This is a genomic window from Streptomyces aurantiacus JA 4570 (assembly GCF_000414115.1).
GTDB lineage: Bacteria > Actinomycetota > Actinomycetes > Streptomycetales > Streptomycetaceae > Streptomyces > Streptomyces aurantiacus_A.
Window position 1 is genome coordinate 23,824 of record NZ_AOPZ01000485.1, and the last position, 11,608, is coordinate 35,431.

12 protein-coding genes are annotated in these 11,608 nt (G+C 73.8%); 3 read left to right on the forward strand and 9 right to left on the reverse strand.

Features of this window, described 5'->3' with window-relative positions; translation table 11 throughout:
* Positions 1–22: 22 nt before the first annotated feature.
* Positions 23–787 carry an SDR family oxidoreductase gene (locus tag STRAU_RS35670; protein WP_016645254.1) on the forward strand — a complete coding sequence of 255 codons (765 nt, stop codon included), beginning with the start codon at positions 23–25 and terminating at the stop codon, positions 785–787.
* Positions 788–827: 40 nt separating this feature from the next.
* Positions 828–1,754 (forward strand): SDR family oxidoreductase, encoded by a 927-nt coding sequence (locus tag STRAU_RS35675; protein WP_037664093.1) that lies wholly within the window; start codon positions 828–830, stop codon positions 1,752–1,754.
* Between the two features lie 165 nt (positions 1,755–1,919).
* On the opposite strand, the gene STRAU_RS35680 is transcribed toward STRAU_RS35675, so the two are convergent.
* The 7 genes from STRAU_RS35680 to STRAU_RS35710 all read right to left on the reverse strand — a co-directional run bounded on the left by STRAU_RS35680 (position 1,920) and on the right by STRAU_RS35710 (position 8,180).
* The gene (locus tag STRAU_RS35680) at positions 1,920–3,425 is read right to left on the reverse strand and encodes a SulP family inorganic anion transporter (RefSeq protein WP_016645256.1); all 1,506 of its coding nucleotides are present in this window, start codon (positions 3,423–3,425) and stop codon (positions 1,920–1,922) included.
* Positions 3,426–3,564: 139 nt separating this feature from the next.
* Positions 3,565–3,924 (reverse strand): hypothetical protein, encoded by a 360-nt coding sequence (locus STRAU_RS35685; protein ID WP_016645257.1) that lies wholly within the window; start codon positions 3,922–3,924, stop codon positions 3,565–3,567.
* A gap of 249 nt (positions 3,925–4,173) precedes the next feature.
* A complete protein-coding gene (gene pcaB / locus STRAU_RS35690; protein WP_016645259.1) occupies positions 4,174–5,490 on the reverse strand; it encodes a 3-carboxy-cis,cis-muconate cycloisomerase in 1,317 nt (438 codons plus the stop codon).
* Positions 5,487–6,047: a protocatechuate 3,4-dioxygenase subunit alpha gene (gene pcaG / locus STRAU_RS44270; protein WP_016645258.1), complete on the reverse strand. Its 561-nt coding sequence runs from the start codon at positions 6,045–6,047 to the stop codon at positions 5,487–5,489. The genes pcaB and pcaG overlap by 4 nt, the downstream gene beginning before the upstream one ends.
* On the reverse strand, positions 6,044–6,718 hold the full coding sequence (gene pcaH, locus STRAU_RS35700; RefSeq protein WP_016645260.1) for a protocatechuate 3,4-dioxygenase subunit beta: 675 nt from the start codon (positions 6,716–6,718) through the stop codon (positions 6,044–6,046). The genes pcaG and pcaH overlap by 4 nt, the downstream gene beginning before the upstream one ends.
* On the reverse strand, positions 6,715–7,425 hold the full coding sequence (locus tag STRAU_RS35705; RefSeq protein ID WP_016645261.1) for a CoA transferase subunit B: 711 nt from the start codon (positions 7,423–7,425) through the stop codon (positions 6,715–6,717). The genes pcaH and STRAU_RS35705 overlap by 4 nt, the downstream gene beginning before the upstream one ends.
* A complete protein-coding gene (locus STRAU_RS35710) occupies positions 7,425–8,180 on the reverse strand; it encodes a CoA transferase subunit A (protein WP_016645262.1) in 756 nt (251 codons plus the stop codon). The genes STRAU_RS35705 and STRAU_RS35710 overlap by 1 nt, the downstream gene beginning before the upstream one ends.
* Before the next feature lie 205 nt (positions 8,181–8,385).
* On the opposite strand from STRAU_RS35710, the gene STRAU_RS35715 reads away from it, so the two are divergent.
* Positions 8,386–8,847, forward strand: a complete 462-nt coding sequence (locus STRAU_RS35715) for a MarR family winged helix-turn-helix transcriptional regulator (RefSeq protein WP_016645263.1) — start codon at positions 8,386–8,388, stop codon at positions 8,845–8,847.
* A 20-nt stretch (positions 8,848–8,867) separates the two neighbouring features.
* Here STRAU_RS35715 and STRAU_RS35720 read toward each other — a convergent pair whose 3' ends face one another.
* Both STRAU_RS35720 and STRAU_RS35725 read right to left on the reverse strand, forming a co-directional pair.
* A complete protein-coding gene (locus STRAU_RS35720; protein ID WP_052029416.1) occupies positions 8,868–9,842 on the reverse strand; it encodes a DUF3048 domain-containing protein in 975 nt (324 codons plus the stop codon).
* 48 nt (positions 9,843–9,890) lie between these two features.
* Complete coding sequence (locus tag STRAU_RS35725) at positions 9,891–11,606, reverse strand: hydroxysqualene dehydroxylase (RefSeq protein WP_063890395.1); 1,716 nt, start codon at positions 11,604–11,606, stop codon at positions 9,891–9,893.
* Between the last annotated feature and the right edge of the window lie 2 nt (positions 11,607–11,608).

Here is an 11,608-nt window from a genome sequence, read left to right on the forward strand (position 1 = left end):
GTTGCTTGGGAAGGTAGCAGCCATGACTGACAAGGGACAGATGGTCGTGGTCACCGGCGGTACACGCGGCGTCGGCGCCGGCATCGCGCGCCGCTTCCTGGCCACCGGCGCGCGCGTGGTCGTCTGCGCCCGCAGGCCCCCCGACGCGCCCGTCGAAGTGCCGGGCCACGCCGCCGAGTTCCGCCCTCTCGACGTGCGCGACGCCGAGGCGGCCACCGCGTTCTTCGGCGAGGTGGCGGCCGATCACGGCGGGATCGACGTGCTGGTGAACAACGCGGGCGGCACGCCGTTCGGCCTGCTCGCCGAGACGTCCGCCGCCCGCCAGACGAAGATCGTCCAACTGAACCTGCTCGCGCCGCTCTACACCTCCCTGGCGGCCTACGAGGTGATGCGCCGTCAGGAGGCGGGCGGAGTCATCGTCATGATCGGCAGCGTGAGCGGCACCCGCCCCTCACCCGGCTCCGGGGCCTACGGCGCGGCCAAGGCGGGCCTGGAGAACCTGGCGCGCACCATGGCGGTCGAATGGGCACCGCGGGTGCGCGTGAACACCGTCGTGCTCGGCCTCACCCGCACCGAGAGCTCCCATCTCCACTACGGCGACGAGGACGGCATCGCGGCGGTGGGGCGCACGGTCCCGCTGGGCCGCCTCGCCGAACCGGCCGACGTCGGGGACGCCTGCGTGTTCCTCGCCTCCGACGCCGCGCGGTACGTCAGCGGCTCGGCGCTGCATCTGCACGGCGGCGGTGAGCGGCCCGCGTTCCTCGACGCGGCCTCCGTGAACCGCTGACCGCCCCCGCCAACCACCCACCGCACAAAGGAGTCCCCGCATGAATGCTGTCGCCGGTCCCGGGATCTGCGCGGGCCGCGTTGTGATCGTCACGGGCGCGGGCCGGGGCCTCGGGCGCGCGCACGCGCGTGCCTACGCGGCCGAGGGCGCGCGGGTCGTCGTCAACGACCTGGGAGTGGGCCCCGACGGCTCCGGAGCCTCCGGTGGCCCCGCGCGGGAGGTCGTCGAGGAGATCCGCGCGGCGGGTGGCGAGGCGGTCGCGCAGGGCGGGGACGTCGCCACGTCCGAGGGCGCCGCGTCCCTCGTACAGGCGGCCCTGGAGACGTACGGACGCCTGGACACCCTCGTGAACAACGCGGGGTTCCTGCGCGACCGGATGCTGGTGAACCTCGACGAGGACGCCTGGGACGCCGTCGTCCGCGTCCACCTGAAGGGGCACTTCCTGCCGCTGAAACACGCGGCCGCGCACTGGCGTGCCGAGTCCAAGGCGGGTCGCGTGCCGCACGCGTGCGTGGTCAACACCAGCTCCGGAGCGGGCCTGTCGGGCAGCGTCGGGCAGGCGAACTACAGCGCCGCCAAGGCCGGGATCCTCGGCCTGACGCTGGTCGCGTCCGCCGAACTGGCCGCCTACGGAGTGCGCGTGAACGCCATCGCGCCCGCCGCGCGGACCCGCATGACCGAGGAGACGTTCGCCGGCACGATGGCCGCCCCCGAAGACGGCGGTTTCGACGCGATGGCCCCGGAGAACGTGTCCCCGCTGGTCGTCTGGCTCGGCTCGGAGTCCTCCGCCGGGGTCACGGGCCGCGTCTTCGAGGCCGAGGCGGGCCGCATCACCGTCATGGAGGGCTGGCGCCCCGGCCCGACCGCCGACAAGGGCGCCCGCTGGAGCGCGGCGGAGGCGGGCGAGACGGCCCTGAAGCTGCTCTCCCGGGCGGAGGCGCCCCAGGCGGTGTACGGGGCGCGGTGAACGCCCGGGGGCGCGGGGCACGTTGACCTCTTCCTCGGGGAGGGGTGCCTCCCGAGGGCGGGCTTCTGACCCGGGGGCTGGGGCGCCTGCCCGGCGGGGTCCGCGCGGGCAGGCACCCTCGGTGTCACACCCCTGGTGTCACACCCCGGTGTCACACCAGTGGCGTCACACCCCCGACGCCACCCGCACCGGCTCCGTGCCGTCCGCGCTGTGCCGCGCCGCCCAGTTCTCCAGGGAGGTGCGGCAGGCGTGGTCGAGGTGGCGCAGACCCGAGAGGTCGACTTCGATCGGGCGGTCCTGGGGCAGCGCCTCCAGCGCGTCGAGGATCTTCGGCAGACGCAGGAACGTGGCGTTGCCCGACAGATGGGCGCGGATGGGGCCCGCACCCTTGTCGACGACCTCGATGTGCACGTGCGAGGTCTCCCACGCCGTCTTGACGACGGCGAGCGCGAGCCCGATGAGCACACCTTCGAACATGCTCACCGACACGATCGCCACGGCCGTCACCACGAGCACGACCGCCTCGCCCCGGTGCTCGCGCCACAGCCCGGCCACCTGCCGCACGGGCACCAGCTTGCAGCCCGCGTGCACCAGCACGCCCGCGAGCGCGGCGACCGGGATGAGACCGAGCGCGGCGGGCAGCAGGGCCGCGAACAGCAGCAGCCAGGCGCCGTGCAGGACACGCGACGCCTTCGTACGGGCACCCGCCTGCACGTTGGCCGCACTGCGTACGATCACCGCGGTCATCGGCAGGGCGCCGAGGAGCCCGCACACGGTGTTGCCCGCGCCCTGCGCCACCAGCTCCTTGTCGTAGTCCGTACGCGGACCGTCGTGCAGGCGGTCCACGGCGGCCGCGCTGAACAGGCTCTCCGCGGAGGCGATCAGCGCGAACGCCAGGACCGTGCCGATCGCGCCGACGGTCGCGAGCTCACCGAAGGCACCGGAGCCGGGCGGCTGCACGGCCTCGATCAGGCCCTGCACCTCGACCGTCGCCACGGGCAGCGAGAACAGCAGGGACAGGCCGGTGGCCAGGGCGACGGCGGCCAGCGGCGCCGGGATCGTGCGGAGCACGCCGGGCATCCTGCGCCACAGCAGCAGCACCGCGATGGTGCCGGCGCCGAGGGCGAACGCGGTCAGCGCGCGGCCGGAGCCGAACGTTTCAGCAAGCAGCTCCGGCAGGCCCCCGATCTTCGCGAGCCCACTGGCGGGGGCCTCCCGGTCCGCCATCGCGTACAGCTGCCCGGCGATCAGGACGAGCCCGATCCCGGCGAGCATGCCCTCGACGACGGCGACGGAGATGGCGCGGAAGAACCGGCCGAGCCGCAGCGCGCCCATGACGAGCTGGAGCAGGCCCGCGGCAAGCACCAGCGCACCGAGCGCCGCGAGCCCGAACTCCTGCACGGCCTCGTACACGAGGACCGTCATACCGGCCGCCGGGCCGCTGACCTGGAGACTGCTGCCGGGCAGCAGCCCGGTGACGAGACCACCGACGATGCCGGTGATCAGCCCCAGTTCCGCGGGCACGCCGGACGCGACGGCGACGCCCACGCACAGGGGGAGTGCGACGAGGAAGACCACTATGGAGGCGGTGAGATCGTGCCGCCGGTCTCCGGAGAGCTTCAGCACCGAACGGGCTCGGTGACGGGAACGGTCGAGAAATCGCTGCTGCATGGGGGATGACTCCTGAGCGCCACGGGGGGCGTGTCGGTGCTCGGTGTGACATGGATCGGCGTGGTCCGTCGGCACGGCGACGCGGAGAGGCCGCGGGTGCGGGCTCTCTGGGGGCGCGTGCGCCGGCGACGGGCGCCGATCAGCAGCGGAATACCTGGAGCAGGGGCGGCAGTTCGCTGCCCGCGGGTCTGCTCTCGTCGTACGCGACGACGCGGGGGTGGCACGGTGAGGCGGGCACGTCCTGGGCCACGGGGGCGGCCGGGGTCACGTGGCCGTCGGTGACGGGGCACGCGTGCGGGCGCGCCCTGACCCGCATGTGCTCGGGCGCCGCCTCCGCGCCTCCCGGGGCGCCGCACGCCGTGTAGGCGACCGGTTCGCCGGTCGGGGCGGTCGCGTGGGCGGTGGGGGCCGGGCCGAAGCACTGCAGGACGACCAGGAGTACGGCGGCCAGTGCGGTGGGCGCCCACAGGTGGGTGCGCTGTTCGGCCCGTCGGGGCACGTGCTCACCTCCGTGCGCTTAGTTCCATGGTCAAGTGGAAACTTAGGCTACGGATGTGTCACGGGGGTGACTTGACGGTGACAATGTGCGGCGTCTCACGCCCTGCGGGGCCATTCCCCAGTCCCGCCCCTTCCCGTAACCAGGGGGCTGCCGCCACCCAGGGGGCTGCCGCCCCCTGGACCCCGCTATCGGCGCTGCGCGCCTCGTCCTCAAGCGCCGGACGGGCTTGATGGGGCTTGCCCGGCTCGTTCAGCTTCGTCTCAAGGCGCGGTCCGTCAAGGCGCCTGCGCAGCCCGTCCAGTGGGTGGGGTCGGTGAGTTCCGGCCGGGCCGCCTCCGCGGGCAGGGTTGCCGCGAGGGGGACGCCCTGCTCCCTGGCCCGGCGCGCCGCCTTCGACACCAGGGCGGTCGCCCGTGCCCGGCCCAGCGTCGGTGTCAGTTCCACGACGAGGCGTTCGGAGACGATCGCGCCGCCGGTGAGGTCGCAGTTGGCGCGCATCCTGTCCGGGTGGACCTGGAGGGACGTGCACAGGTCGGCGGCGTCCCGCGCCGCGCCCCCGGTCAGCCGCAGCAGGTCCCGCAGGGGCTCCCATTCGGCGTGCCAGGCGCCCGGCGGCCGTTCGTCGGCCGCGGTCAGGGAGGCGAGCAGGGTGGCGGCGAGGGCGGGGGCGCGGTGGGCCGCCGCGGCGATCAGGGTGGCGCGGACCGGGTTGGCCTTGTGCGGCATCGCGGAGGAGGTGCCCCCGGTGCCTTCGGAGAGTTCGCCGATCTCCGTGCGGGAGAGCGTGAGGACGTCGGAGGCGAGCTTGCCGAGCGCCCCGGCGGTGAACGCCAGCGCGGCGGCGAGGTCCGCGACGGGCGTACGCAGCGTGTGCCACGGCAGTGCGGGCTCGGCGAGCCCCAACTCCCGCGCGTAGGCGGCGACAAGGCCGGGCCCGGAGCCGCCCAGGGCCTCGGCAACCGCCAACGTCCCCACCGCCCCGCCCAATTGCGCCGGCAGGGCCCCTCGCACCGCCACGACCCGGTCCCGCGCGTCCAGGACCAGGGAACGCCACCCCGCCGCCTTGAGGCCGAACGTCGTCGGCGCCGCGTGCTGGGTCAGCGTGCGGCCGGGCAGCACGGTGTCCCGGTGGGCCCGGGCGAGGCGGGCCAACTCCCGTTCCACGCGCGCCAGATCCGGCAGGAGCACGTCCAGCGTGCGCGCTGCCACGAGCATCGCCGCCGTGTCCAGGATGTCCTGGCTGGTCGCGCCCCGGTGGACGTACAGCGCCGCCTCCTCGGGCACCGCCGCCGTCAGGTCCGCCACCAGCGGGATCACCGGATTGCCGCCGCCCCGCGCGCGTACCGCGATGTCGCGCGCGTCGAAGCGGGCGGCGTCGGCGGCCGCCACGGTGACCGCGGCCGCCGCCGACGCCGGTGCCATGCCCACCGCGGCCTGCGCCCGCGTCAGCGCCGCCTCCGCGTCCAACAGGGCCTGGAGAAACGCCAGGTCGCCCGTCGCACGCTCCGCGGCCGAGCCCGCCCGCCCCGGCGCCAGCAGACCCACGTCGTGCGTCTCGCCGCTCACGGAAACTCCAGGAACACCGTCTCGCCCTCCCCCTGGAGGCGTATGTCGAAGCGGTACGCGCGGTGCGGCCCCGCCTGGGCGAGGAGCGTCGCCCGGCGCCCCGCGTCCAGGGCCGTGAGCAGGGTGTCGTCGGGTGCGTCGCGTACGTACGCGCGCGTGTACAGGTGGTCCAGGAGACCGCGCGCGAAGAGGGCGATCGACAGGTAGGGGACGCCGCCGGGCGGGAGTGTGCGGATCGCCCAGTGGCCGTCGGCGTCGGTGGGCACGCGGCCGAAACCCGTGAACGTGACGCCGTCGCGGCCCGCCGCGAGGCCGGTCACGGGGTCGCGCCGCAGCGAGCCCGGCGCGCCCGTGCGGGAGCCGTCCGGCGCGGGCTGCCAGATCTCCAGGAGGGCGTCGGGGACGGGCTCTCCGGCGCCGTCGTACACGTATCCGTGGAGCGTGATCGTGTCGGGGCGGGCGAAGGGCGCGATCTCGGCGCCGCCCGTGGCGGGCAGCGCGTGGCCGTAGAAGGGGCCGATGGTCTGGGAGGGCGTGGGAGCGTGGGGCGTCGTCACCGGGCCCCGCCCTCCTCGAAGAGCGTGGCGGACGGGCCGTCCAGGACGACGTCCCAGCGGTAGCCGAGCGACCACTCCGGCACCGACAGGTCATGGTCGTACGCGGCCACGAGCCGGGCCCGCGCCGCCTCGTCGGTGACCGAGTGCAGCACCGGGTCGAGGGCGAGCAGCGGATCGCCGGGGAAGTACATCTGCGTCACCAGGCGCTGCGTGAACGCCCTGCCGAAGAAGGAGAAATGCAGGTGCGCGGGGCGCCAGGCGTTGTCGTGGTTGCGCCAGGCGTAGGCGCCCGGCCTGATGGTGGTGAAGGTGTACGTGCCGTCGTCGTCGGTGAGGCAGCGGCCGCAGCCCGTGAAGTTCGGGTCGAGCGGCGCGGGGTGCCGGTCGCGGCGGTGGGCGTATCTGCCCGCCGCGTTCGCCTGCCACAGCTCCACCAACTGCCCTCTTATGGGACGCCCTTGACGGTCCGTCACCCGCCCGGTGACCGTGATCCGCTCGCCTATCGGATCCCCTCTGTGCTGCCGGGTCAGATCGCCGTCGAGCGCCGTGACGTCGGTGGCGCCGAAGACGGGGCCGGTCAGCTCCACGGCCTCGGGGTCACGGACCCGGACGAGCGGGCCGTGCGGAGCGCGCAGCTTGAGGCTGCGGTAGGGCGGGGGCGAGGGGGTCATGTGCGGGTGCTCCTCCCTGAGGCGTACGGGGCATGCGGGACCGAAGGCACTCGTGGGGCGTCGCGCGACCCCGGAATCCGCACCCGCACCTCGGCCGCCGTCCTGGCGACGACCTCGTCGACGCCCACACCCGGCGCGCACTCGGTCAGTTCGAGGCCATCGGCGGTGACGTCCAGGACCGCGAGGTCCGTGATGACGCGGTGCACACAGGCCCGGCCGGTCAGCGGCAGATCGCACTCCTCGACGAGCTTCGGGGAGCCGTCCTTGGCGGTGTGCGTCATCGTCACGATGACCGTCCGGGCGCCGTGCACGAGATCCATCGCGCCGCCGATGCCCGTCACGAGCCGGCCCGGCACCGCCCAGTTGGCGAGGTCCCCGCGCGCGGAGACCTGCATGGCGCCGAGCACGGCCACGTCGATGTGGCCGCCGCGGATCATCCCGAAGGAGAGCGCGGAGTCGAAGAACGCGGCGCCGGGCCGGACGGTCACGGTCTCCTTGCTCGCGTTGATCAGGTCGGGGTCCACGGCGTCGGCCGCCGGATACGGGCCCACCCCGAGGACGCCGTTCTCGGACTGGACGACCACCTCGACGCCCGGCGGCAGCTGATCGGGGACCAGCGTGGGCAGGCCGATGCCGAGGTTCACGTACTGGCCGTCGCGCAGTTCGCGGGCCACGCGCGCCGCCATCTGCTCGCGGGTCCAGGCCATCAGGCGCTCACCGTCCGCTTCTCGACGCGCTTGTCCGCCGCCTGAGCCGGGCTCAGCGCCACCACGCGCCGCACGAAGACACCCGGCAGATGCACCGCGTCCGGGTCGATCGCGCCGGGCTCCACCAGCTCCTCCACCTCCGCGAGCGTCACCCTCCCGGCCATCGCGGCAAGGGGGTTGAAGTTCCGGCTCGACCGGGCGAACACCAGGTTCCCGTGCCGGTCGCCGCGTGCCGCCCGCACCAGCGCGAAGTCCGTGCGGATGGCGTGCTCCAGGACGTGCGGGACGCCGTCGAACTCCCGGACCTCCTTGGGCGGCGACGCCACCGTGACCCCGCCCCGGCCGTCGTACCGCAGCGGAAGGCCGCCCTCCGCCACCTGCGTGCCGACACCGGCCGGGGTGTAGAAGGCGGGGATGCCCGAGCCCCCGGCCCGCAGCCGCTCGGCGAGCGTGCCCTGCGGGATCAGCTCGACCTCCAGCTCACCGGAGAGGTACTGGCGCGCGAACTCCTTGTTGGCGCCGAAGTACGAAGCCGTCACGCGCGCGATGCGGCCCGCCGCGAGCAGCACGGCGAGCCCCGTGTCCAGGGCGCCGCAGTTGTTGGAGACGACACGCAGGCCCCCGACACCACGGGCGTGCAGGGCTCCGATCAGTACGTTCGGCACGCCGCCGAGCCCGAACCCGCCGACGGCGAGGGACGCGCCGTCCGGTACGTCGGCCACCGCGTCCGCGGCCGTCGCGACCACCTTGTCCATCCGGGCCGGCCTCGTCTCTCCCGCGCCAGGCGCCGTGACCCCGGCGCACCACGCCGGAATTCATCAGCACACTGACTACCTATGTGGACCTCGTTTCACGCTGCCACCACCGAGTGAAGCTGTCAAGGCACCCTTGAACCAGCCGACTTCCGGCTATTGTTCAGTGCACCAACGAATTGCGTACCGGCACATGTGAGGAGCAGCCATGGCCGCGGTGGACCTGAGCACCCACCCCGGGCACCTGGCCCGGCGCCTGCAGCAGGCGCACCACCTGCTGTGGAACACGATGGTCTCCGAGGAGATCACCTCACCGCAGTTCGCGGTCCTCAACGCGCTCGTCGCCGAGCCGGGCCTCGACCAGCGCGGCGTCGGCGAGCGCGTGCTGCTCGACCGCTCCACCGTCGCCGACGTCATCGGCAGGCTCACCCGCAGGGGCCTGCTCGACAAGGTCCGTGACCCGCAGGACGGCCGCCGCGCCCTGCTGCGCCCCACGGCCGAGGGCAAGCGGGTCCACCGCAGGCTGACGACGCGCACGGCGCGGATGAACCAGGTCTTCCTCGCGCCGCTGGGCGACGAGGAGCGGGCGGTGTTCCTCGGCCTGATGCGGCGGGTCGCCGACGCGGCGGAGCGGCTGCGCGACCCCCTGGCCGAGACCGTCACGCGCTGACCTTCACGGCCGTATGACCCTCACGCCTTCGTGAACACCACCCACACCGGGCCCTTCGCGAAGTCCAGCGGCTTGCCCTGGGGCGTGCTGAACTCCGTCCCGTCGTGCGCGGACCCGCGCTCCCACCGCGCCTCGTAGGAGCGGCCGTCGCGCAGCACCCGGGCCGTGCCCGACCCCACCGTGCGCGTCAGGGGCGAGCTGTTGCCCGAGCGGTCGTGGAAGCGGGAGTCACGGATGTCGACGCGCTGGACCACCACCGTCGCGGCACTCAGCGCCTTGCCCGCCGTGGTGCGGGCCGGGGTGCCGTCCATCGCGATGTGCCAGCGGCCCTCGTACTCGACCCAGGTGAAGGTGAAGCGCGCCGACGGGAAGCGCACCGTGCGCCGGGTCTCGGGGGTGCCGCCGGCCGGGCGCGGGCCGAAGGTGAAGCCGGTGCTGTCCAGGCCGCTCGCCTCCGGCCGGGCGCCGAGCTCCCCGGGCCGCAGGTAGAGGTTGTGCGGGGCGGGCCTGCCGCCGTCGCGGTAGTACGCCTTGTCGGGGGCCTTGCCCGGCGGCAGCGGGCGCAGCGGGGCCGCGTCGATCAGCGGAAGGAGCTTGCCCTGCGCGCCGGAGAACGCGAGCGCCGGGCGGTCGAACTGGCGCAGCAGGTCCAGGTCCGTCTCGCGGGCGCTGCGCACCGGGCCGACGACGGGCGGCGGCTTGGTCGCGTACACCGCCATCAGCCGGCTCAGGCCCGCCTCCACCTGCTCGACGTACACGACGTCCGCCGCGTCCAGGCCGGTCTGGGGGCGGGCCGGGCCCACATTGTCGATCTTCACGGCGAGCACCCGGCCGCCGGAGCCGGACCGCTTGCCGTCGCCGTCCCGCCCCGTCTCCAGCGTGCAGCCCGCCGCGAGGACGGCGGCGGCACCGACCGCCGCCACCGCCGACACCACCGTCTTCGCACGCCACACCCGTACCGGCCCCCGCACTCGCCCCCGTGCTTGCGTTCTCATGCCGGGGATCTACCCCGAACCGGGGACTTCTGAGCCCGGACCAGGCTCTCAGCCCAGATCGAGCACATTGGGCAGGCCGAGCCGGTACCGGAGGCGGTCGTGGCGCCGGAGGCCCTCGATCTCCGGGGCCCGGTACATGGGTGTCACCTCGCACCTCTTGTGGTCCGAGCCGACCCGGTCGAGCAGGGCGTTCACCGCCTGACGGGCCGCGGCGTTCGCGCCCTCCATGGTGGCCAGGTCGATGTCGACCGACACATAGTCGCCCGCGAGATAGAGATTGGGGATCTTCGTGTCGGCCGACGGGCGGTTGTGCAGGGTGCCCACCGGGTGGATCAGGAGTTCGTCCTCGTTGGTCGGGTTCGGGCCGCCGATGCCGTCGACGCCCGGGTCGAGGAACCACGAGTGCAGCTTCGCGTCGCTCAGGACCGTCTTGCCGGTGTCGTTCAGGGACGCCTTCAGCTGCGCCCACACCTCGCGCGCCACCTCGTCGCGCGTGCACTGCTTGGCGGTCTTGCCGTACAGCATCCCCGGCTTGTCCCACTCGGATATGTCCACCGACAGACAGTCCACCGCCGTGCCGTCGCCGTACTCCGCGGGGAAGTCGCGGCCCTTCCAGTGCGCGGCCTGCGCGATGCCGGTGAGCGACCAGGGCGAGTCGATGCAGTTGAAGTGGCCCTCGACGGTCCCCGGGCGCTCCGTGAGGTAGAACTGGATGCCCGTCATCCAGTCCGTCTCGAGCTTGTCGCAGCGCGCCAACTGCGGGTCGGCCGCCTTGAGTTCACGGCTCCACGTCTTACGCGCGTGTTCCACCGGCATGGCCTGTACGTAGTGGTCGGCGACGACGTCCTCGCGCTTGCCGTCGGGGTTCTCGACGACCGTCTTGGTGATCCGGCCGCCGCCGTAGGCCAGTTCGCGCACCGTCCAGCCGATGCGGAAGGTGACGCCCAGGGACTTCAGGTGCGTCACCCACGGGTCGATCCACGCCTCGTTGGTCGGCGCGTTCAGGATGCGGTCGGGCGGGCCGTCCGCGCCGCGCCCCAGCGCGTTGAACACGAACGCCTCGCCCAGCGAGCCGACCGTGCGGGTGCTCGCCACCTCGGCCTTCGTCGCCACGATGTTGCGGGTCACGCCGATGGCCAGAATGCGCTGGTAGTCCTTCGACATCTGCTCCGCGCGCACGAACTTCCACCACGGCGTCGACTCCCAGTCGTCGTCGCGGCGCTCGTCGCAGCTGGTGAGGAAGACCAGGGCGCGGTTCACGAAGTACGCGACCTCGTGGGCGGGGATGCTGGTGGCCGTGTCGAGCAGGGCGGTCAGCGCGCGGGCGATGTCGTCCTTGGTGAGCCGGGCCGGGTCGCCCGTGTGCTGCGGGATCGGCAGCCGGATGTCCTCGCGGCCGCCCGCCCGGGCGAAGCTCATCTCCGGCGGGCTGACCAGGTTGTCCCAGACGCCGTTCGCGTTCCCCGGGAACGGGATGCGGCGCATGGTGTCCGGCAGGTTGTGATAGATGCCCGGGATGAAGCGGAACCCGTGCTCCCCCGGGAGCGGCCTGCGGTTGCCCTTCGCGCTGTTCGGTACGTCCATGCTGCGGGCCTTGCCGCCCAGCGCGCGGCGCTCGTACACCGTCACGGCGAAGCCGCGTTCCGCGAGCTCGTGGGCGGCGGTCAGGCCCGCGACGCCGCCGCCGAGGACGGCGACCGCCTTGCCTGCGCGGGGGGCGGGGTCGGCGGCGCGGGCCGGGGCCGACAGGGCCCCGACGCCCAGCG